This window comes from Paenibacillus sp. sgz302115, assembly GCF_056120445.1.
Window position 1 is genome coordinate 74094 of the sequence record NZ_JBVYOK010000004.1, and the last position, 23445, is coordinate 97538.

12 protein-coding genes are annotated in these 23445 nt (G+C 54.2%); 9 read left to right on the forward strand and 3 right to left on the reverse strand.

Translation table 11 applies throughout. The annotated features are described in order from the left end of the window. Nucleotides 1–44: 44 nt before the first annotated feature. Nucleotides 45–5990: a fibronectin type III domain-containing protein gene (locus AC0LWN_RS10910; RefSeq protein ID WP_474665112.1), complete on the forward strand. Its 5946-nt coding sequence runs from the start codon at nt 45–47 to the stop codon at nt 5988–5990. Nucleotides 5991–6113: 123 nt separating this feature from the next. Here the strand turns inward: AC0LWN_RS10910 and fabV are convergent, their stop codons facing one another. Then, on the reverse strand, nt 6114–7307 hold the full coding sequence (gene fabV / locus AC0LWN_RS10915) for an enoyl-ACP reductase FabV (RefSeq protein WP_474665114.1): 1194 nt from the start codon (nt 7305–7307) through the stop codon (nt 6114–6116). Nucleotides 7308–7497: 190 nt separating this feature from the next. Here fabV and AC0LWN_RS10920 point away from each other — a divergent pair, with 190 nt between their 5' ends. Continuing rightward, complete coding sequence (locus AC0LWN_RS10920; protein WP_474665116.1) at nt 7498–8259, forward strand: BofC C-terminal domain-containing protein; 762 nt, start codon at nt 7498–7500, stop codon at nt 8257–8259. A gap of 275 nt (nt 8260–8534) precedes the next feature. Here the strand turns inward: AC0LWN_RS10920 and AC0LWN_RS10925 are convergent, their stop codons facing one another. Further along, nucleotides 8535–10520, reverse strand: coding sequence for a beta-galactosidase trimerization domain-containing protein (locus tag AC0LWN_RS10925; protein WP_474665118.1), 1986 nt, complete (start codon nt 10518–10520; stop codon nt 8535–8537). 132 nt (nt 10521–10652) lie between these two features. Between AC0LWN_RS10925 and AC0LWN_RS10930 the strand changes: the two genes are divergently transcribed. After that, complete coding sequence (locus AC0LWN_RS10930; RefSeq protein ID WP_474665120.1) at nt 10653–11561, forward strand: helix-turn-helix transcriptional regulator; 909 nt, start codon at nt 10653–10655, stop codon at nt 11559–11561. 18 nt (nt 11562–11579) lie between these two features. Here the strand turns inward: AC0LWN_RS10930 and AC0LWN_RS10935 are convergent, their stop codons facing one another. After that, nucleotides 11580–12446: a helix-turn-helix domain-containing protein gene (locus AC0LWN_RS10935; protein ID WP_458963852.1), complete on the reverse strand. Its 867-nt coding sequence runs from the start codon at nt 12444–12446 to the stop codon at nt 11580–11582. A 131-nt stretch (nt 12447–12577) separates the two neighbouring features. On the opposite strand from AC0LWN_RS10935, the gene AC0LWN_RS10940 reads away from it, so the two are divergent. The 6 genes from AC0LWN_RS10940 (at nt 12578) to AC0LWN_RS10965 (ending at nt 23348) form a co-directional block, all read left to right on the forward strand. After that, on the forward strand, nt 12578–13321 hold the full coding sequence (locus AC0LWN_RS10940; RefSeq protein ID WP_474665122.1) for a GDSL-type esterase/lipase family protein: 744 nt from the start codon (nt 12578–12580) through the stop codon (nt 13319–13321). A 79-nt stretch (nt 13322–13400) separates the two neighbouring features. Then, nucleotides 13401–15710, forward strand: coding sequence for a helix-turn-helix domain-containing protein (locus AC0LWN_RS10945; RefSeq protein ID WP_474665124.1), 2310 nt, complete (start codon nt 13401–13403; stop codon nt 15708–15710). 236 nt (nt 15711–15946) lie between these two features. Further along, entirely contained in the window at nt 15947–16933 is a 987-nt protein-coding gene (locus AC0LWN_RS10950; RefSeq protein WP_474665126.1) for an ABC transporter permease, read from the forward strand. A gap of 13 nt (nt 16934–16946) precedes the next feature. Then, nucleotides 16947–17831: a carbohydrate ABC transporter permease gene (locus AC0LWN_RS10955; RefSeq protein ID WP_474665128.1), complete on the forward strand. Its 885-nt coding sequence runs from the start codon at nt 16947–16949 to the stop codon at nt 17829–17831. Between the two features lie 38 nt (nt 17832–17869). Then, nucleotides 17870–19411 carry an ABC transporter substrate-binding protein gene (locus tag AC0LWN_RS10960; RefSeq protein WP_474665130.1) on the forward strand — a complete coding sequence of 514 codons (1542 nt, stop codon included), beginning with the start codon at nt 17870–17872 and terminating at the stop codon, nt 19409–19411. A gap of 160 nt (nt 19412–19571) precedes the next feature. Beyond that, nucleotides 19572–23348 (forward strand): Ig-like domain-containing protein, encoded by a 3777-nt coding sequence (locus AC0LWN_RS10965; RefSeq protein WP_474665132.1) that lies wholly within the window; start codon nt 19572–19574, stop codon nt 23346–23348. Nucleotides 23349–23445: the final 97 nt, after the last annotated feature.

Below are 23445 nucleotides of genomic sequence, written 5' to 3' on the forward strand. Positions count from 1 at the left end.
CTCTCTAATCAAATTTTGGATATTTCTATTCTAGGAGGGGAATTATGAAATTTTACTCTAAGCATTTAAAAAGATGGCTTATTCTCACTCTTGCGCTCTTGTACATCTTCTCGGGTGTGCTTATTCCAAAAGGGAGAGTAGCAGAAGCAAGCGGGGCGCAAACGTACTTAAGCAGAAGTGCGGATGACAAGTATATTTTGTATAAAAACAGTGATGGAGATTATTATGTAAATGACAAAAAGATTAAGATGTCGTGGTCACGAGTCTACTCTTTCAGCTATTCCGGAGGTTCTCATTACAGAAGCCAATCCGCGAGTCTATCTTCAAGCAATTTGCTAGATGTCAAATTCGTAAAATATGTATCCAATTACACTGGAACTGTTGAGAATGCGTTTAAGATTCGCTTTGATAACTTTTACTATCTACATACCCTTATGATATACACTCAATCCGGGATGAACCCTGGAGTCTGGGACATTACTAGAACAGATGTTTACGGGAATGAGACGCCAGTACAAACCCGGGACTACGGGTTGCAGGAATATTTTATTGTGAATGCAGATACGGGTGAGGTCGTAGATTATGATTCTAATGAGAACGTATACTACGCTTCCGGTGGAGAGAAACGGACGGCTACGCCTAAGCCGGAAGGTACAGGGGAGCTTGCCGCTCCAGGTGCTATGGGGAATGTAACCGCGACTGCAGCCAGCAACTCTGTGTTGCTGTCCTGGCCTTATGCTGACCGGGCGATGTCCTACGATATTGAAGAAAATGGGTCAATAGTCGCTTCCAGTTCATCCTCAGCATTTACCAGATCGGGACTAACTCCCAATACTGAATATACGTACCGGGTTAGATCGGTAAATCCTGCAGGGAAAAGTGACTGGAGCAGCCCAATCACAATAAAAACTTTATTGTCAGTTCCCGCTGTCACAGCACTCTCGAAAAGTAGTGAAATCAGCTTGAATTGGGATGCGGTAGCCAATGCTGAATCCTATGAGGTAGAGTATGACGGTGTGGCAGTAAATGTTGGAGCACAAACCTCCTATACACTTACCGGTTTGGAGCCCAGCACTGAACACACCTATAGAGTTAGGGCGCTTAGCTCCGGGAATGCAAGCGTCTGGTCGACACTAACCAAAAAATTCACAACACCGGTTATACCGGCCAATGTAACAGTTAACCCAACAAGCTCAACGCTAGCCGTTGCCTGGACTGGTGCCACAGGGGCGACAGGATATGATGTGGAAATTAATGGGGCAGTCTCTGGAAGCTCAGCAACAACCAGCTATTCCAAAACAGCGCTTGCGGCAAATACGGACTATACCGTTCGGGTGCGGGCCAAAAATACCGGGGGAACTGGTGAGTGGAGCACACCTGTAACGGTAAAAACGCTGCTGGTGACACCAACGCCAACGCTCGTTTCGACAAGCAGCCAGGTAACGGTAAGCTGGGCGGCCATTACTGGGGCTACGGAGTATGAAATCGAAGTAGATGGCACTGTAGTGGATAATGGAGCCGAATTAAGCTATACCCACAGCGGCCTGACATCAAGCACGTCCCATACGTACAAAGTACGGGCCTTAAGTGCGGATAACGCCAGTGCCTGGAGCGCTGCGGTCAGCAAGTTTACGACGCCGGCAGCAGTGGGACCTGTAACAGTAACTCCGGCGGCTTCTTCTTTGGCAGCCGCATGGACCGCTGTCACAGGAGCTACGGGATATGATGTGGAGATTAATGGAACTGTTGCAGGCAGCGTGGCAGCAGCCAGCTTCTCCAAAACGGGATTAGCAGCCAACACCGAATACACGGTACGTGTGAGAGCGAAAAACGCCGGTGGAACGGGCGAATATAGCGCCCCGGTGAAGCTGAAGACGCTGCTGGCAACGCCAACAGCAACGGCGGTTTCAACCAGCAATCAGGTAACAGTAAGCTGGGCAGCCATCGCCGGAGCGACAGAATATGAAATCGAAGTAGATGGCACCGTAGTAGATAACGGAACAGAATTAAGCTACACCCACAGCGGCCTAACGCCAAGTACTTCACATACGTACAAAGTGCGGGCAAAAAGTGAAGATAATGCCAGTGCATGGAGCGCAGCAGTCACCAAGTATACGACGCCGGCAGCGGCAGGAACAGTGACAGTTACGCCTGCCAGCACATCGCTGGCTGTGACGTGGACGGCAATTACAGGATCAACGGCTTACGATGTGGAGATCAATGGTACTATCGCTGCCAGCCCGACTACAACTAGCTATACCAAAACAGGGCTGACTCCAAACACGGAGTATACGGTTCGAATACGGGCCAAGAACAGCGGAGGTATCGGAGAATGGGGAACGCCGGTGAAGCTGAAGACGCTGCTGGTGACACCAACGGCAACGACAGTTTCAACAAGCAATCAAGTAACGGTAAGCTGGGCAGCCATCGCCGGAGCGGCAGAATATGAAATCGAAGTAGATGGCACGGTAGTAGATAACGGAACAGAATTAAGCTATACGCATAGCGGCCTAACGCCAAGCACTTCCCATACGTACAAAGTACGGGCCTTAAGTGCGGATAATGCCAGTGCCTGGAGCGCTGCGGTCAGTAAGTTTACGACGCCGGCAGCAGTGGGTCCGGTGACATTAACTCCAGCGTCTACTAGTTTAGCGGCCAGTTGGACCGCAGTCACAGGAGCTACGGGATATGACGTTGAGATTAATGGAGCGGTTGCAGGTAGTGTGGCAACGACTAGTTTCTCGAAAACAGGATTAGTAGCCAACACCGAATATACGGTACGCGTGAGAGCGAAGAATACCGGTGGAGCGGGCGAATATAGCGCACCGGTGACAATGAAGACGTTGCTGGTAACACCAGCGCCGACAACAGTTTCGACAAGCAACCAAGTGACAGTAAGCTGGGCAGCCATCGCCGGGGCTACGGGATATGAAATCGAAGTAGATGGCACGGTAGTAGATAACGGAACAGAATTAAGCTATACGCACAGCGGCCTAACCCCGAGCACCTCCCATACGTACAAAGTACGGGCCTTAAGTGCGGACAATGCCAGTGCCTGGAGCGTAGCGGTAAGTAAGTTTACGACGCCAGCAGCAGTGGGTCCGGTGACATTAACTCCAACGTCTACTAGTTTAGCGGCCAGTTGGACAGCAGTCACAGGAGCTACGGGATATGATGTGGAGATTAATGGAACTGTTGCAGGCAGTGCCACAGCAGCCAGTTTCTCCAAAACGGGTCTAGTAGCCAATACCGAATATACGGTACGCGTGAGAGCTAAGAACGCCGGAGGCGTAGGTGAATATAGCGCACCTGTAACGCTCAAGACGTTGCTGGTAACGCCAGCGCCGACAACAGTTTCGACAAGCAACCAAGTGACAGTAAGCTGGGCAGCTATCGCCGGAGCAACGGGATATGAAATTGAAGTAGATGGCACCGTAGTGGATAACGGAACAGAATTAAGCTACACGCACAGCGGCCTAACGCCAAGTACTTCCCATACGTACAAAGTGCGGGCATTAAGTGCGGATAATGCCAGTGCCTGGAGTGCGGCGGTAAGTAAGTTTACGACGCCAGTAGCAGTGGGTCCGGTGACATTAACTCCGACAGCTTCTAGCTTGGCAGCTAGCTGGACTGCTGTTACGGGAGCCACGGGATATGATGTGGAGATTAATGGAGGGGTTGCAGGCAGTGTAGCAACAACCAGCTTTACCAAAACAGCGCTTGCAGCCAACACTGAATACACGGTACGCGTGAGAGCGAAGAATGCCGGAGGCGTAGGTGAATATAGCGCACCGGTGACACTGAAGACGCTGTTGGTAACGCCAACGCCGACAACAGTTTCGACAAGTAATCAAGTAACAGTAAGCTGGGCAGCAGTTGCCGGAGCCACAGGCTATGAAATCGACGTGGATGGCACCGTAGTGGATAACGGAACGGAATTAAGCTATACGCACAAAGGCTTGACGCCAAGCACGTCCCATACGTATAAAGTACGGGCATTAAGTGCGGATAATGCCAGTGCCTGGAGTGCTGCGGTCAGCAAGTATACTACGCCGACAACAGTGGGTCCGGTGACGCTTACTCCAACAGCTTCTAGCGTGGCAGCCAGTTGGACAGCAGTCACAGGAGCCACAGGATATGATGTGGAGATTAATGGAGCGGTTGCAGGCAGTGTAGCAACAACCAGCTTTACCAAAACAGCGCTTGCGGCCAACACCGAATACACGGTACGAGTAAGAGCTAAGAACACTGGGGGAGCGGGCGAATATAGCGCACCAGTAACGCTCAAGACGTTGCTGGTGACACCAGCACCAACGACGGTTTCAACAAGCAACCAGGTGACGGTAAGCTGGGCAGCCATCGCCGGAGCAACGGGATATGAAATTGATGTAGATGGCACTGTGGTGGATAACGGAACAGAATTAAGCTATACGCACAAAGGCTTGACGCCAAGCACTTCACATACGTACAAAGTGCGGGCGAAGAGCGAGGATAATGCCAGTGCCTGGAGCGCAGCGGTCAGCAAGTATACTACGCCGACAGCAGTAGGTCCTGTGACATTAACTCCGACGTCTTCTAGCTTGGCAGCTAGCTGGACCGCAGTCACAGGGGCAACGGGATATGATGTGGAGATTAATGGAGCGGTTGCAGGCAGCTCGGCAACAGCCAGCTTTACCAAAACAGCGCTCGCGGCGAACACCGAATATACGGTTCGGGTGAGAGCAAAGAACACCGGGGGAGCAGGTGAATATAGCGCACCGGTAACGCTCAAGACACTGCTGGTAACGCCAACGGCAACTACGGTTTCGACAAGCAACCAGGTGACGGTAAGCTGGGCAGCCATCGCCGGAGCCACGGGATATGAAATCGACGTGGATGGCAACGTAGTGGACAATGGAACAGAATTAAGCTACACGCATAGCGGCCTGACGCCAAGCACTTCCCACACGTACAAAGTGCGGGCGAAGAGCGAGGATAATGCCAGTGCCTGGAGCGTTGCGGTCAGCAAGTACACCACGCCGGCAGCAGTAGGCCCAGTAGCATTAACTCCGACAGCTTCTAGCTTGGCAGCTAGCTGGACAGCAGTCACAGGAGCCACAGGATATGATGTGGAATTTAATGGAACGGTTGCAGGCAGCGTCACAGCAGCCAGCTTCTCCAAGGCCGGTTTAGTAGCCAACACCGAATACACGGTACGCGTGAGAGCAAAGAACACCGGAGGTGTAGGTGAATATAGTGCACCAGTAACGCTGAAGACGCTGCTGGCAACACCAACGGCAACAACCGTCTCAACAAGCAACCAGGTGACGGTAAGCTGGGCGGCCATCGCCGGAGCTGCGGAATATGAAATCGACGTGGACGGCAATGTAGTGGACAATGGAACAGAATTAAGCTACACGCACAGCGGCCTGACGCCAAGCACTTCCCATACGTACAAAGTACGGGCAAAAAGTGCGGATAATGCCAGCGCCTGGAGCGCAGCGGTCAGCAAATATACGACGCCGGCAGCAGTGGACCCGGTGACAGTAACTTCAACGTTTTCTAGTTTGGCAGCCAGTTGGACCGCAATTCCAGGGGCCACTGGATATGACGTGGAGATTAATGGAGCAATTGCAGGCAGCGTGACAACGACCAGCTTTTCTAAAGCGGGGTTGGCAGCCAACACTGAATATGCTGTTCGGGTCCGGGCTAAAAACAGCGGCGGGCTTGGAGATTGGAGCAATTCAACACTGGTAAAAACGCTTTTGGCAACTCCTGCAGCATCTGCTGTAGCAACAAATAATCAAATCACAGTGAGCTGGGGGACGGTTGCGGGTGCAGCTGGATACGAAATTGAGGTAGACGGTGCAGTAGTGGATGCTGGCGCAGCAACGAGTTATACTCATTCTGACCTGCTTCCTAAAACTACACATACGTATCGTGTAAGAGCAAAATCCCCTGACAATAGCAGTGCATGGAGTGCAGTAGTAAGTAAACAAACTTTGTCTTAGGTATTTATAACGCTATATCGCAACTGTAGCAAGACGGATCACAAGTAAAAAGCCGTTCCCTTCGGTTACTGCTGAAGGGAACGGCTTTTTTGAGGTTAGAGACTTTTACGGGTTCTCAGTGAATTACAAAACCAGATTGGGAATATCTACCTCAGGGTCAATATCGGCTTCATAGTCCACACCATCCGTGCGGAAGCCGAACAGGTGGAAGAAGTCGTCCTGATAGCCCTTAAGGTCGGACAGCTCAGGAACATTATCGGTCTCCAGTTCATTCCACCGTCTCATAACCTCAATCTGCACATCCTCGCGCATTTCCCAGTCATCAATCCGGATCAGGTGGCTGCCGTCGGCAGACGCTTCGCCGCCATTATACAGATGCTCTGCGAACAAGCGGTACATTTGCTGGATGCAATTTTCATGCAGATCTTTTTCCTTCATTACTCTGTATAGTGCGGAAATGTACAAAGGAACTACCGGGATCGCCGAGCTGGACTGCGTGACGAGTGCTTTGTTGACTGATACATAAGCACGTCCGCCCTTTGGACTCAGCTTTTCATTTAGCCGGATAGCTGTCTTTTCCAGATCATTTTTAGCCTGGCCAATGGTTCCGTCCCGGTAGATCGGATGGGTAATCTTCGGGCCGATGTAGGAATAGGCGACTGTTGTTGCCCCGTCAGCAAGCACACCTGCTTCCTGAAGCTGATCAATCCACATGCCCCAGTCTTCTCCGCCCATGACGGCAATCGTCTGGCGAACCTCATCGTCTGTCGCAGGTTCAATAGTCACCGTGGATACTTCTCCGGTATGGAAGTTCATGGTTTTGTTCGAGTAGGCTTCGCCTACCGGCTTAATGACGGAGGAGAAGGTTTCTCCGGTTACCGGATGGGTACGGCGCGGGGAGGCGACACTGTATACCACAAGATCGACTTTACCGTATTCCGCTTTGATAAGCTCAATGGTTTTGGTTTTGATGGCATCGGAGAAAGCATCTCCAACGATGCTGTGTGATTTCAGGCCCTGTTCTGCGGCAGCCCGTTCAAAAGCTGCGGAATTGTACCAGCCTGCCGAGGCTGTGCGGGAGCCCTCTGCCGCTTTATCAAAGTATACGCCAATCGTATTTGCACCGGCGCCAAAAGCGGCGGTAATCCGTGATGCGAGTCCATATCCTGTAGAGGCGCCGACCACCAGCACGTTCACAGGTCCGGTCAGCTTCTTTTGTGCTTTGACATAATCAATTTGTTCTTGTATTTGTTTGGCGCACCCTTCCGGATGGGCGGTTGTGCAAATGAAGCCGCGTGTTTTTGGCTGAATGATCATCGAGGATTACCCCTTTGTTTTAGTTTTTAACTATTCCACTACTATAGAGTATAGCAAATGATGGCTTAGAATGATAAGTATGAATGTATTTTTACACCTAACCGGGGGGATTCGTCAAATTTTACGCCAAAACGCATAAAGCCTCCCTTCACAGGCCACAATAGGAAAAAAGCAGAATGAAGGGATCAACGTGAATGCTTTTCGCTTAAAAAAACAATTGTGGCGGCGTTGGAGACGCTGGAAAAAAGCTCCCTGGGTAGGCGCGGCTTGTATTGCCCTGACAGTGCTGGCCTGGCGCGGCATGCAGGTGCCGGAGGAGCTCAGCGGATTGCTGACCGATAAGGTGTGGACTGTACCTGAGGGGCTTGGAGAGCTGCAAAATGGTGATGCGGGCGGAAGCATGCCGGTTGCGGCGGCCGTGTATAACAATACAGAAAGAGGCAGGATAGAAGGTAACCCGGCAATGGCAATAGACCGGGAGCAGTTGCTGCAAGCGGTCAGCAGGGAGCCGATTTCCCGCACGGTTCATTTGAAGACGGCCTATATTTCCGGCGAGGAAGTGCAGACGCTTCCCGGTGAACGTTCTCCGGCACAGCTTAGAGAAGTGATTGCGGCTCATCCGGGCTGGAACGGCTGGATCAGCCAGGAGGGCGATCTATGGCTGGAGCGAAGCGTCAATGATTTATCTCCGCTGGTTAAGAAGGATGCCTATTTCGGTGTGGATGAACACGGGAACCTGACTCTGTTCAAAGGCCCACCCGCAGCGGATAAGGTGCTGAAAACCTTTTTTCAAATGGATATGGGCTCGATGAAATCCTCACTGCCCGAAGAGATTCTGAACCAATTGCATGAGGGTATCCGCGTGCAGGACATTGAAGAATATAACAGCGTGCTCTCCACCTTCAGCGATTATGCGCGGGATACGGCGGAGCAGGTGATGCAACCGGAATAGGCCGGACTTGAGGTCCATCATATTAGACCCGTGATGCTTAGCATCGCGGGTTTTTGTGTTGTTTCAGATGGTGTGTAAGCTGCTGGATGCGGTTCTCGAGCTGCTTCCCCTGGATCATTATGTGCCGCATCAGGCGGCGTTCATGGCAGTATGGAAATGGAATTATTAAGAAGGGTGTCGTCAAGCCGGGGGACAATAGCTGAGGTTTACTAGTTTATAAAAAAGGAGGTCGCAGCAGCCAATTAAGGCTTTTTGCAACCTCCCTTTTTGCATACCTACGCCAGTTCGATCACGGCCAGCTGATGATTCTCAAGGTAAGGAACGGTGTAACTAAGTTCACCATCTTTGCCTAACGTAAACGGCAGCTCTGTCATCGACGTTGCCAGATAGACACGCTGGACGGACTCCGGAGCCGGGAGGTACAGGCTGACGGAAATATCCCGCAGTGGCACGATATCCTCAATGACCTCGATGCGGCCCTTCAGAGCTGGTGCGGCATAGAGCAGATGGTTCACATAACGGCGCTCCGCCTGCTGGTATTGCAGGGTCGTAATTCCCCGGGCTGGCAGATTGGTCCGCAGGGCAGGCTGCGGAAGCAGCAGAGATAGTGCATGAAGTACCATATCCTTCAGGATAAGATGACCGCCGTCCGCATATTCACTGAACACATTCCAGCCGATATAGATTCCGTACTCGCTCTGAACCATGCCTGGCCCATTATCCTGTCTGGCACCCGGTGTGTGCTGATGCGAACAGAACGTGAAGACATCGCGGTTAAAATACGGATTCTCCAGATGGCCTAGCAGATGGCCGCCGTCAAGCTCCACAAGCTGGCCTTCGCCGTACATCACATAGGAGGCGGGCAGCAGGGCGCCGGGAGTGAAATGCGGATGGAAATAGGACGGCCGGAACGGATTGATGCCCAGCCAGCGGACTCCCAGTTCCAGGACAAACGCATCGCCCGCCGTGTTTAATCCGGATCGTCCGGTAGCGAGTACCTTGCCGCCGCCTGCAGTAAACGCTTCTATCGCAGCAGCCAGCTCCGGCCACACCAGCACGTCATCCGGCAGAACCAGCACCTTATAGGCGGAAAAATCGCTCAGCGTGTCAACTATGTCGTACAGGTAGTGGCCTTCACTTAATATCCGCACTGCGCCGGCGTCGGCCAGATTGGGCTTCCCCTTCAGCACCTCCCTGTCAGGACAGGCTTCCCGCGCTGCCTCCAGGGACAGGACAGCGATGTCGGCTACATTCTCTACTCCGCTGCACCAGGGCTCCTTTGCCTCCACCTCGGCATAGGCGGCGCCGATCAGGGTGTAGGTTGCTTCATCCATCAGGCCCGAGGGGTGAAGCTGGTCGCCGATGGAGCATTTGGCGCCGTGCGCGAGACTGAGCGCGGCCTCATACCGCAGTGCATTCGGATGCTTAAAGCCGCCGAATTCGCCCCACGAGGTATGGAATTTGCCGGTCATGCCGAGATAATCCAGCCCAAGCTGCTGGGCGTACCTTGCGGACAGCGGGAAGTGGTCGTAACCCCAGCCTCCGGTCGGAAGCGATTCCAGCTCAAGGTGGGTGTTGACTGCGGCCAGGTCACGACGGCCCCGCTGCTGATGGCCGCTGTTGTGAAAGACCGGCAGGCCGGGCTTCACGGCATCTATGGTCTCGCGGACGCGGCGGGCGTAGTTCAGGTAGGTCGCTTCGCCCAGGGCGGTGACGGCGGCTTCGTCGCGCGGATCCTGCCCGGCTGCCCGCAGTGCAGCCACGCAATACTGGCAGCGGCATTTACGGATGCCGACGATATCAAGGAAGATGCCGTCTGCGTCATAGCGGGAGACAACTTCATGGATCTGCGCGAGCAAAATATCCAGATAAGGCGTATTAAAGCAAAATTCGTGATAACCCGGCGTCATAAAATCCTTCACCCAGCGTGTCCGGTCCTCAGCGTCGCGGATCAGCCATTCGGGATGACGGCGGGCCAGCTTCTCATCCAGACCGGCCGATAAATATACCGGCGTCCGGACTCCGATCTCATGTGCGGCAGTGATCATCTCCTCCAGCAAGTCAAAGTTGAGGTGCGGGTGTATCTCATTGGCATCGCTTGGATGGTAGGCCCAGCCGTGATGGCATTTGGAGAACACGGTGATTGAATCAACATGGCCGGTGCGCAGCATGGACTGAAACTGGGATTTGGAGAATTCGCTGCCTATGCCGGGAATTGCCTCCGACGTATGGAAATCGAGGTGGACCTGACGAAAACGCATCGTTAAACAGCCCCTTATGTGGTTGGTGATAAAGCTTATTCCCAGTCAATGTAACTCTTTTTTGCCGGGGCAGCCAGTGATAATATAGACTTTGAATAGCACAAAACCGACTTGTGAGAGAAGGGATAGAAGATGCTGTGCCTGGAATTCGCCATCCCGCCGCTGCCGCAGTTCGTAACGGTCGGGCATGCGGTCTGGTCGCCGGGAGACCGGCATTTCGCCCGTACCTTCGGCGTCTACGATCTGCTGCTGGTGAAGCGTGGGACGCTGTATATGGCGGAACAAGATAAGGAGTACGCGGTAGGTCCGGGGAAGCTGCTCGTCCTGGAAGCGGGGCTGCCGCATGCCGGATACGGGGACTGCGCAGAGGATACGGAAATCTACTGGGTGCACTTCATTCATGGAGGCAAGCCGGCTTCGATCCGGCGAGAGGAGATCCCCTGGTCGTCGCTGCTGGCGAAAGGGACGGTCGACGATGAAGCGCCTTCCGCCCAGCAGCGGCTCTATATACCGAAGTTCGCTTCAGTTGATGTGGATGCCATAGAGCCGGTGCTGCATGAGATGAACGAGATTCACAGCGGGCTGAATACAGAAAACGCGCTCCGGCTCCACCTGCTGCTGGCCAGGCTGCTGGCGCTCCTGCAGGCGGAATGCAGCCGGACTGCCCAGCCGGAGCCGGCAGTCCGGCTGGCCCGCGCGGCCGCAGCCTATCTGGATCTTCACTGGAGGGAGCCGTTTCAGCTGGCGGGGCTTGAGGAGGAGCTGCATTTCCAGGCGGATTATATTACGAGGTGCATGAAGCAGCATATCGGCACGACGCCGCTGCAATATGTGCTGCACCTCCGCCTGGAGGAAGCCAAGAAATTGCTGGGGGAGACGGTGCTCAGCATTCCCGATATTGCCGAGCGGGTGGGTATCCGTGATTCGAACTACATGATACGCCTGTTCAGCGGGCGGTTCGGTATTACCCCCGGGGCCTACCGGCGGCGGCTGCGCCAGAGAGACGAGGCTGCTGCCGGAGCCGACAGGGAAGAAGGATAAGAGCGGTTGAGGGCAGCGTCAGGAAGGCCGCAGGTTCCCGCGGTATTCGCTCGGCGAGCAGTTGAATACCTTGCGGAACTGGCGGGAGTAGTAGTTCTGGTCATGAAAGCCGCTGTCCATGGCCACCTGGGAAATGGAGAGATCCGGGTTCCGCAGCAGCGTGCAGGAATAATCCAGCCGCTTACGGATCACATAGTCCATCGGAGTCGTCTGATAATTGCGGGTGAAGACCCGCAGAAACTGGCGGGTGGACATATAGGCCATATCCGCCATGGACTGCAGGGTGATGGGCTGCAGGAAATGCTCCTCGATATAGGTGACCGTCTCCCCGATCCGCAGCGCCTTATTGTCCTCGCTTCCGCTGCTGTTCTGGTAATACCGCGACAGCAGGCCGACGAGCGCAGTAAAATAGCTGCGGATCATCAGCCGGTACCCTTCGGGCCGGCGGTCATGCTCTGCGAGAATCACATCCAGCAGCCGCGTAGCCTCCTGGAGCTGCGGTTCATCAAGCGTAAGCATGCCCTTGAAATACATCTCTTTCCGGTAGAAGGGCTCGATGTAGAACAAAGCCTGAAAGCCCGGCAGCAGCCTGAGCTCGGTCAGCTGCAGCAGCTGCTCAGGCTGGAACATGACGTTGACGTATTCGATCCCGTCAACATTCTTGTAGCCGTGGGAAACGTTGCTGTGGATCAGAAAAACCTGACCGGCGGTAACCGGATACTCCCTTCCCTCGATGATATGCACGGCATTTCCCGACAAAATAACGACCAGCTCGGAGAAATCATGGCTGTGAACATAGTAGTCATGATTCAGCGGGCATTTCTGGATTCTGAAAGTGAACCCGGGCTCAAGTCCGATGTCCCGGGCAAATAGTTTGGTTGTCATGGCCATATTATGCTAAAGATGGTCGGTATCGTCAAGGCAGAACGGGGCGGGCGGTGCTACCATTAGAGTGCGGGCGTACCGCCCGGTTTCGGCCGGGAGAAGGGCCTGGGCAATGATCAGGAGGGAACAGCATGCAGCAAATAATAACCGAGTTGATCAATAAAGATTCCGCGAAGCCGCTGATTCTGTTTCTCGGGGACAGCATTACGGCAGACGGCCTGTATATCCGGCTGGCCGGCGAATGGCTTAGGAAGTACCGTCCGGATCTGGGCGTGGAGCTGCTTGGCCGCGGGGTCCCGAGCGAGACGGCCTCCGGGCTCAGTGAAGCAGCCCATCCGTTTCCGCGGCCCTGTATCCATGAACGGCTGGCGGGGGAGCTGGCGGAAGCTTCGCCCGGCGTAGTTGTGGCTTGCTATGGGATGAACGACGGGATATATCATCCCTTTTCAGCGGAGCGTTTCGCAGCCTATCAGGCGGGAATGCGGCGATTGAGCGCTGAAATCCGTGAAGCCGGCGCCAGTGTCATATTGATGACTCCTCCGCCATTTGACGGCGCGTCGATGAATGTTCAGCTTTTGCCGGCCGAAGCGTCCGGGTTCAGTTATCTGACTCCTTATAAGGAATACGATCTTGTACTGGAGCGTTATGCGGACTGGCTGTTATCCGGGGGCTGCCCCGCTGATGGCGTGATTAATCTGCGGACTCCGCTGCTGGAGCATATCCGCCAGGAACGCGCGCGGAACGCTTCATACCGCTATGGTGACGGAATTCATCCAGATGCATCGGGACACCGGGTTATGGCTGAGGTGCTGCTGCGGGAGCTGTTCGGCGCAGAACAGGTTACCTTGCCGGGTGCGGAAGGATCCCTGGAATAATTTCACTGAGCTGCGGATTGACAAGCAAAATCGCGCAGGATTATAGTTAGGTCACTCTAAGAGCAGGGAGAGAGGGCCCATGAATGTAATGCAGACGATCCGTTCGCGCAAATATTTACAGCGGATTCTGCTCAGTTTTATGCTTGTAGTGGCTATTCTGGCCGTGGCTTCGCTGTTTCTGAACGCCGGCGCCCGCAACAAGGTAATGAGTCTGCAAAACGAAGCTGACCGTAAGCTGCTGACCCAGATCAACTACAACATAGAGAATATGAACGGCATTGTGAAGGATTTGGCGGTGTCGCTGTACAATGACGATGAGCTGCTCGGGCTGAAGTCCGGTGCGGATTACAAGATGAGCATTCTGAAAATCGAACGCCTGAACCATACGGTGGCTTCTTCCCCGTATCTGCACGCCGCCGTCTTTTACAACGGTGCCCAGCACAGGTTTTTCTCGTCGCTGAACCATGAGATGGATAACAGCGTGTTTTATGGCGCTCTGCAAAAATATATGGATGCCCACGCGGATGTGCCGAAGCTGCAGCTGATTCCGCTCGATCTGGACGGAAAGAACGGTGGAATCGACGTATTTGCGTGTTTCCTGTACGACGGGGATTCTCTGGGTTCGATCAATGATAATGTGCTGGTTCTGACCGTGAAGCCGGGCTGGATGCTTGATAATATGAAAGCGCTTAATATGGTGGCGGAGCGGCAAAATGATGTGCTGTTCGTCACCGACAGCAACGGGGAGGTGCTGATCTCTACCGATGGGCTGCTGCCCGCCGGGCTGGATATCAAGACTGACCTGCTGCCGCAGATAGCCGCCGCAAATTCTCCGCTGGATTCATTTATCTACCCGCATGGAGATAGGAAGTACAAGGTAACCTTTTTGAGTAAAGCCCTGAACAACTGGCAGATCATCAGTATGCAGGATTACGATATCGTACTGGGCAGTGTCCGGCAGATGAAATGGACGGAAGTGGCGGTAACGCTGTCTGTCGTCACGCTCGCCGTCATGCTGTCCGTATTCTTTGCGCTGCGGCTTTATAAGCCGGTGGGCCAGCTGCTGATGCTGGTGCCCGAGGAGGTGCGCGGCGCTCCGCAGGGGAAGGATGAGCTGTCGCTGATCGCCGCCAATGTCAGCGAAATGATCGGCAAGCTCAAGGGGCTGGAGCAGGAGCGGGCAGCGCAGTCGAACGTCGCTAAGCTGTACCAGCTGCGCAGCCTGATCGGGTCCAGCCGCAGTATTGATGAGCAGGCGTTCCTGCAGATCAGGGAGCAGTACGGGCTAGACATCGCTTATCCGTCGCCGCTGCGGCTGGCGCTCGTGCAGCTGGATGACCTGCAGGAGCTGGCGAAGGGGCCGGGGTCCGCAATGGAAGCACTGCTGTATTTTGCCGTGGCGAACATCGGCCAGGAGCTGTTACGGCTTGATGGCTCCTGCGAAGCGGCAGATATGAAAAGCGGGCATCTTGTCTTCATCGCCGGCGGCGGAACCGGCACGCTGGAGAAGCTGGGCGAACGCTTCAAAGAGCTTCAGCAGACGATTCTCGGGTATTACCGCATCACCTTTACCGTAACGCTTAGCTACATATTTACCGACTACCGCAGCATATCGCAGCACTATAATCTGGCGGTGCGGCACGCCAATTACCGGATGATCTACGGAAAAGGTGCGGTGCTTGAACCGGAGCAGCTCCGGGAGAATGAGCGGAACGAATCGCTGCGCATCCCGCTGGAGCTGGAACGGCAGCTGACCGAGGGGCTGAGGGGCGGCGATCTGGCGGAGACTGAGCAGGCGATCCTCCGCTGGCGGGAGATGCTCGGCGGATTCAGCTATGAGACGATGTTCTCCGCCGTGCTGCATCTGGCGGTTACACTCAGCAATACGCTGGGTGAGATGAATAACCACAGCGTCAATCCGCTATCCATTAATCTGCAGGCGATTAACCGGCGCATTCTGGAAAAAGAGACACTGGATGAGATTGAAGCCGTACTGCTCGAAGTGGTGCAGGAGGTGACCGAGCAGCGCCGGAGCGGACGGGAGGATAAGAACCGGCTGCTGGCCGAGACGGTTAAGGAGATTATCGATAAGCATTATGCCGACCCGGATCTCAATGTGCAGCGGATCGCCGACATGCTGAAGATGAGCTCCGTCTATCTGGGCCAGGTGTTCAAGGCGCAGGAGGGCACGACGGTAGTTGACCAGATCAATGCGGCCCGCCTGGCCTATGCCAGAGAGTTCCTGGAACAGAAGGACTTAACCGTGACCGAGATTATGGAGAAGGTCGGCTTCGGCAACGAGAGCTATTTTTACCGCCTGTTCAAACGCCGCTATGGAACGACTCCCAAGGAATACCGCCTCAAATCAGCCATCGACCGCAGCAGATAATCCATATACGCATTAACACCCAGGCCCGAATGAATCCATATTCATTTATCGGGCCTTTTATTGTGCAGGGGCTCCATCCGGGGGGCCGGCACAGGAATCCGGGAACTATACAGCCCCTCTGTACAGCAATCCTGCGATTGTACAGTACCGAAAAAGCCAGATTCTACGCTATTCTTAGTCGTGCAAAGCCTGAAACACAGGCATCAGCTAAGGAAGGAAGGGAAGGGGCTTTGGTTATGATGAAGAAGGTTACACTCGCGGAGCAAAGAGCAAATCCGGGTGCGCCGCCGGTCACGCGTAAACAGTCGTGGGCCCGGAGAGAGCTGAATCATTTCCGCAACAACCGGGAGCTGTTCCTGCTCTCGCTGCCGGGAATACTGTACAAATTGATTTTTGCCTATATTCCAATGATTGGTCTGGTCATCGCATTCAAAAATTACCGCTATGACCTCGGCATCTTCGGCAGCAAATGGACCGGGCTGGATAATTTCCGTTATTTGTTCAGCACCGATACGGCATGGCGGATTACCCGCAATACGGTCCTTTATAACACCGCTTACATTCTGGTGGGGACATCGGTGGCCCTGCTGCTGGCGATTCTGCTGAACGAGCTGAAAGCCAAGTGGACCAAATTTTATCAGACGGCGCTGTTTCTGCCCCATTTTTTATCGTGGGTGCTGGTGGGTTATGTGGCGTACGCGTTCTTGAACCATTCTGACGGCTTCATTAACCGCACGCTGGAATCCTTCGGCCTGGACCCGGTGAGCTGGTATCAGAATGCCGCGCCGTGGCCGGTAATACTCATACTCGTTCAATTGTGGAAAGTGGTCGGGTTCAACACGCTGATTTATTTTGCCGGCGTCATCGGAATCAACAGTGAATACTACGAGGCGGCGCGGATCGACGGGGCGACCAAACGGCAGATGGCTTTTAAAATCACGATTCCGCTACTGGCACCGCTGGTCATTATTATGCTAATTCTGTCGATCGGCAACATGTTCCGCGGGGACTTCGGCCTGCATTACTTTATCCCGAACAACTCAGGCTTTCTCTACGGCTCAACGGATGTCATCGATACGTATGTGTACCGCGCGCTGCGTGAAGTCGGTAATGTCAGCATGTCGGCGGCTACAGGCTTCTATCAGTCGGTTGTCGGTCTCGTGCTGGTGCTGACGGCTAACAGAATCGTGCGCAGAATCAATCCCGATCATTCCCTGTGGTAAGGAGGTGCCTCAAGTGCCAAAAAAATTCGAATTCTCCAAATTGTTCATCAACCTGCTGTTCATCGTGCTGTCGCTTGCGGTCATCCTGCCGTTCCTGCTGGTCATTGCCGTGTCGCTAACGGATGAACAGTCGCTCAAAGAAAACGGGTATCAGTTCATCCCGCATTCGTTCAGTCTCGATGCTTACCGCTATCTGCTGGATGCTCCGGATATTCTGCTACGTGCCTACGGCGTGACGCTTACGGTGACTGTCATCGGCTCGCTGCTTGGTCTGCTGCTGACCGCAATGACGGCTTACGTCATCTCAAGGCAGGATTACCGCTACAACCGGGTGACGACGTTTTATGTATTTTTCACGATGCTGTTCAGCGGGGGGCTGGTTCCCTCCTACATCCTCATTACGCAATATCTGCATCTGAAAGACAGCCTGCTGGCGCTCATTCTGCCGATCCTGCTGTCGCCGTTCAACATCATGGTCATGAAGGGCTTCATGTCCAAAATTCCGCTTGAGATCATTGAATCGGCCAAAATGGACGGGGCACGGGAATTCCGCATCTTTTTCAAAATTATCCTCCCGCTTTCTACGCCAGCGCTTGCGACGCTGGGTCTGCTGATTTCGTTTACCTATTGGAATGAATGGTTCAACGCGATGCTGTACATCGACGATCCGAACAAAGTACCGCTGCAGCTGCTGCTGGTGCGAACGCTCAACAGTATTGAGTTCCTCACCACGAATTCAGAGTTTACAGGGCAGCTCGGCATCGACTTAAGCAGTTTCCCGAACAGTTCGGCGCGGATGGCGATTGCAGTGCTGGCCGGCGGACCGATGCTGGTGATCTTCCCGTTTTTCCAGCGTTTTTTCGTCAAAGGGCTTACGGTTGGCTCCCTTAAGGGTTAACATACAATTACATGTACTAAGTACAGGAGGTCACTCACATGAAAAAGAGGCTGATTGGGGTTTTGGCGCTTTGTCTGCTCGCCGGGTCCGTGCTTGCCGGCTGCGGCGGCAACAATAACGGAAACGGGGGAAACAGTGCGGCGCCGGCCGGCACGGAAGGGGCTCAAAGCGCTGCTCCGGATTCGGGGGGCTCAGATGAACTGAAGCCGGTCGAACTGACCTGGTATTATCCGCTGTCACAGCTTCAGGCTGATCAGGACAAAGTGCAGGAGGAAGTCAATAAAATTGTCAAATCGAAGATCAACGCCACAGTCAAGCTGATGCCGGTCGCGGTCGGGGATTATGTGCAGAAGATGAACACGGTGCTGGCGGCGGGCGAGAAGTTCGATATTCTCTGGACCGGCTACATGCTGAAACCGGAGGAGCTGGTACGCAAAGGCGCGATTCAGCCGATGGACGCCTTGCTTGATCAATACGCGCCGGAGCTGAAGGCGGATGTGCCGCAGGTAATGTGGGACGGTCTGTCGGTCGACGGGGAAATCTACGGCATTCCGAACCAGCAGATTAACGGCTCACGCTACGGATTCATTATCCAGAAACGTTTTGCCGACAAGTACAATCTTGACACCGCTTCCATCAAAAAGATCGCCGATATCGAGCCGTTCCTGGCCCAAATCAAGCAAAATGAACCGGGTATCATTCCGTTCGGCGTATTCGGCACTTCATTTATCAATCCTCAGTCACATGACGACCAGTACTGGGTAGTTCCGGGGCTGGATGACCACTTCTATATCAAAACAGATGACCCGACCTATACGCTGTACCGCTATCCGGAAGAAGAGCTCGACAATTTCCGGCTGGCCAGCAAATGGTATAAGGAAGGCTATATTTACAAGGATGCAGCTACGGAAAAAATGAACGATTACCTGGCCAAAGGCCAGATCGCGGTAGACTTTAACGTAACGCTGAAGCCTGGGGTGGAAGCGGAGGTTAAAGCGAAAAATGGCGGAAATGAAGTCATCACCGTTCCGCTGAGTGACTGGTTCTCCAACGGATATTCGGCTACAACCAACCAGTCGATCAGCCGCACGGCACCAAATCCCGAACGGGCGATGATGCTCCTCAACCTGGTGAATACCGACAAGGAGCTGTACAATCTGCTCTGCAACGGTATTGCCGGTGAACATTATGAGAAGACAACAGGCGATTACATCAAGCCGCTGGCGGATTCGCGTTATATGCCGAACATGGACTGGGTTTTTGGCAGCGTATTCAACTCTTATCTGAAGGAAGGACAGCCGGAGAACATCTGGGAGGAAACGAAAAAGATCAATTCCGATTCTGAGGTTAATCCCGTCGGCGCCTTCAAATTCAACTCCGAGCCGGTCAATACAGAAATCGCCAACCTGAACGCGGTATGGGGAGAGTACAAACGGGGACTGGTCACCGGTACGCTTGATTTCGATGAAACCTGGCCTGCACTCTACGGCAAGCTGAAGGAAGCGGGCGAAGAGAAATACGTCGCGGAAGTAACCAAGCAATTTGAACAATTCCTGAAGGATAAAGGATTGAAGAAGTAGGCGGCGGTATAGGCTAAAGCTTGGGCTAGATTAACAGTTCAATGTAGACAAGAGACCTGCAACATCGTGGAGTCCGGAGAACCTGCTGCTCACTGGTCGGCTTCGCCAAGGCATAGACTGGCGGAGCCGTCAACATTCCCATCTGAAAGGAAGAGGAGCTATGGTGAAAAAAAGGTTGCTTGCCGCACTTATGACCAGTCTGCTGCTTCTAACAACGCCCTATCCGCCCTTTGCTGCTTCTGTATCAGCGGAGAACGGGCCTGCCGGAAAAACATTTTTTGTCGCTACAAATGGAAGCGATTCCAACAACGGGACGCAAAATGCCCCGTTCCTGACCCTGGAGAAAGCGCGGGATGCCATCCGTGCACTGAAAGCGGATGAAGGGCTGCCGGCGGGCGGCGTCACCGTGTATCTGCGCGAAGGCCGGTATGAACGGACGGCCAGCTTTGAACTGGGCCAGCAGGATTCCGGCGAAGCCGGCAAGACGGTTACCTACACCGCTTATCCGGGTGAATCGGTAACACTGACGGGATCGGAGAAGCTGGCGAAGTCAGCATTTACGCCTGTTACGGACTCGGCCATCCTTAGCCGGATTATCGGCCCGGAAGCGAGAACCAAAGTGCAGGTTGCCGATCTCGCCGCACTCGGGATCACCGATTACGGTGAGCTTAGCCGCCATGGCTATTATCTGGCCAATGATCTGAGCGAGGTCCCGCCGATGGAGCTGTATGTGAACGGCCAGGGCATGACGCTGGCCCGCTGGCCTAACGAAGGTACTGTCCAGATGGATGAGATTATCGATCCCGGACCGACGCGGAAGGACCCGAACGGGGAAGTGCATACGCGCGGCGGCACCTTTACCTATACGTATGACCGGCCCCAGTACTGGACGCAGGCCAATGATATCTGGCTGGACGGCGTGTTTGGCTACAGCTGGGAGTGGTCGTACAACAAGATCGCATCCATTGATACAACCGCCAAGACCATTACCCTGCGGTACGGGGAAATGAGCGGCCTGTTCAAGAACTGGTATCCGGATTTCCATTTTGCGCAGAATCTGCTGGAAGAGATCGATATGCCCGGTGAGTACTATATTGACCGGCAGGCCGGTAAGCTGTACTTCCTGCCAAATGCCGAGTTTGCTACATCAGACCCGGATATCGAAGTGACAATGCTGAAGACGCCGATGATCAACGCGCTCAACGCTTCGTACATCGATTTCTCGGAGCTGGTGCTGGAGAACGGCCGCGACTCGGCGGCTGTGTTCATGGGCGGCAGTCATATGCGCATCCTGAACAGTGAGATCCGCAACTTCACCAACAGCGGTGTGCTGGTCAATACGCAGAGCCGGTTCTATTACAATAATTTCGACGGTGCGCCGGGGACGGATCACGCCATTATCAGCACCCATATCCATCATATCGGCGGCACTGCGGTTACCCTGGCGGGAGGCGACAAAACGACGCTCCAGCCGGCGAATAACAGCGTGGAGAATTCGCATATTCATGATTTTGCCTACTACCACAAAGCTTACAATCCCGGTGTCCTGCTCTCGGGGGTCGGCAACCGGATGTTGCATAATGAGCTGCATGATGCGCCCCATCCCGGTGTGCTGATTTTCGGCAACGATCATGTTGTGGAATATAACGAAATCTATGATGTCTGCACCACCTTCTCGGATCTCGGGGCGATTTACATGAATGCGGGAGAGACGCCTCAGCAGCGGGGGACAGTGATCAGGCGCAATTATTTTCATAACATCGGTGAGAGCAAAGCGGGGGTAGAAGGCGTGTACCCCGATAACTTCACGATGGGGCTGACGATCGACGAGAATATTTTTTACAAAATGGGCAATTCGGCCATCAAAAATAACGGCGGTGCGCATATCCAGGCCCGCAACAATATTTTTGTCGACAGCAAGGTTCCTTATGATTACGCGGATCTGTACCTCGGCGATGAGCCAGATGATCAGGTGCCGCTGAATTACATGCCGAAATGGCAGGCGCTGTTCACCGCGAACAACAATTTTGCAGGCACACCGTATTTGACCAAATACCCTGAGCTGGCGGATTTCTTTACGGAGAACCGCTATTATCCTGACACTAACACCTTCCAGGGGAATGTGGTCTACAATCCGCAGATTGCCCGCAGCGTAACGACCAATGTATATGGTGCTTATGACAAATTCGGGCTGCTGCAATATGCGAATAACTGGGTGACTACGACGGACCCGGGCTTCACCGATCTGGCGGGCGGTGATCTGTCCCTGCGGCCGGATGCGCAAGTATTTACTGCCATTCCCGGATTTCCGGACATTCCGTTCGGCGACATCGGTATAAACGGCAAAGCGGGAACCACTACCGGCCCGGATAGCCGGCCTGTGCAGGGTGTGGCTGTATATAACAGTGAAATTACGGTAGACCGCTGGAAGACGGTGAAGCTGCGGACGGCGGTGCTCCCATGGAATGCGGATAACCCGGCATTAACCTATGTCTCGGCTGATCCTTCCATTGCTTCTGTTGACAGCAGCGGTGTGGTCACCGGCCTAACGGTCGGAAGCACGGTCATTACGGTGGCGTCGGCGGAGAATCCGCTGCTGACAGCTACCGTTATGGTGACAGTGGAGGCCGGCGACGGTGTGATGGACTTCACGGATTTCGAATCCGGCGCGAACGGCTGGACCCAGGACGCCTACCGCAGCATTGAAAAAATTGACGGCAACCGCTGGTATAAGGTGCTGAACGGGGCATCTTCACTCAGCGCCAAAACCTTCTCCGAGTACGAGCTGAGCTTCCGGCTGAAGACTCCGGAGACGATGGGCGACAATGTGACGCTGTATGTCTTTGACCGGCAGTCCGGCAGCGGCTCCAGCCGGATCGGCTACAAGACGCGGGCGGACGGAACTTCCGCCTGGCTGCTGTACAACTCCGCATGGGCGGTGCTGAAGGAAGTGAAGCTGCCCGGACATGATCTGCTGCCGAATACGGAATATACAGTCAAAATGCTTGTGAAGGGCGGCGATATCAGCGTCTACCTGGACGGCGAGTTCCGCCTGAAGGGCAATGACCCCGGACACAATGCGTCCGGCAAGGTCGGCTTCTACGTCAGCAATGTCAGCCATATGCTGTTCGATGACATCCAGTTCAAGGAGCTGACGGCTGATTTAGCGGGAATTATTCCGGCGGAAAGTAAAGTACGGCTCGCGGCCGGGGAACAGAAGCAGCTGCAGCTCAGCTTCGATCCATCGGATACGCCGGATACGGCGGTCACCTGGCAGTCGGCTGACCCGGCAGTGGCTACCGTGGACAGTGCGGGGGTAGTTAGCGCTGTCTATGAAGGCGAAACGGTGATTACGGCAGTTTCTGTGGCCGATCCGCTGATTAAGACGGATATTACCGTAACGGTGTCGAGCATTATGCATGAGACAGACTTCGAGAACGGCGGCAACGGCTGGCCGGTCGACCCTAACCGCAGCATCGCCGCCGATCCGGACGGGAACCGCCGCTATAAGCTTCTGAACGGCGCCACGGCGTTACTGGACCGCAGCTTTACGTCATATCAGCTGGAATTCAAGCTGAAGACGCCGTCCGTCATTCCGGACAATGGCATCCTGTACATCTTCGACCGCCAGGACAGCACCGGCTCAACCCGGATCGGCTACCGCACGCGGGCGGATGGAACCTCGGCCTGGATCTTGTACGATACGGCCTGGCAGAAACTTACCGAGAATGTCCTGCCGGGCTATGACCTGCAGCCGGACACAGAATATGCAGTGAAGGTGACAGTGAAGAACGGGGATATCTCCGTCTTCGTAGATGGTTCTCCGCGGCTCTCTGGCAGCGATCCGGGCCACCGGCCGTCCGGCAAAGTCGGCTTCTATACAAGCGGCTTCTCTTACCTGCTGTTCGATGACATTGTCTTCTCGGTAAATCCTTAATCTTCGTGAGCGCTCTTCCTGCGGGGAGGGCGCTTTTTGCAAATGAGAAAGAGCAGAGCGCCGTGATGATGAGCGCCGGAAAATGGCTGTGCCAGCC

Excerpts from the sequence above, each read along its gene's own strand:
- AC0LWN_RS10910 (WP_474665112.1), top strand. The coding sequence starts at position 45 with ATGAAATTTTACTCTAAGCATTTAAAAAGATGGCTTATTCTCACTCTT.
- fabV (WP_474665114.1), bottom strand. The coding sequence starts at position 7,307 with ATGATCATTCAGCCAAAAACACGCGGCTTCATTTGCACAACCGCCCAT.
- AC0LWN_RS10925 (WP_474665118.1), bottom strand. The coding sequence starts at position 10,520 with ATGCGTTTTCGTCAGGTCCACCTCGATTTCCATACGTCGGAGGCAATT.
- AC0LWN_RS10930 (WP_474665120.1), top strand. The coding sequence starts at position 10,653 with ATGCTGTGCCTGGAATTCGCCATCCCGCCGCTGCCGCAGTTCGTAACG.
- AC0LWN_RS10935 (WP_458963852.1), bottom strand. The coding sequence starts at position 12,446 with ATGACAACCAAACTATTTGCCCGGGACATCGGACTTGAGCCCGGGTTC.
- AC0LWN_RS10940 (WP_474665122.1), top strand. The coding sequence starts at position 12,578 with ATGCAGCAAATAATAACCGAGTTGATCAATAAAGATTCCGCGAAGCCG.
- AC0LWN_RS10945 (WP_474665124.1), top strand. The coding sequence starts at position 13,401 with ATGAATGTAATGCAGACGATCCGTTCGCGCAAATATTTACAGCGGATT.
- AC0LWN_RS10950 (WP_474665126.1), top strand. The coding sequence starts at position 15,947 with ATGATGAAGAAGGTTACACTCGCGGAGCAAAGAGCAAATCCGGGTGCG.
- AC0LWN_RS10960 (WP_474665130.1), top strand. The coding sequence starts at position 17,870 with ATGAAAAAGAGGCTGATTGGGGTTTTGGCGCTTTGTCTGCTCGCCGGG.
- AC0LWN_RS10965 (WP_474665132.1), top strand. The coding sequence starts at position 19,572 with ATGGTGAAAAAAAGGTTGCTTGCCGCACTTATGACCAGTCTGCTGCTT.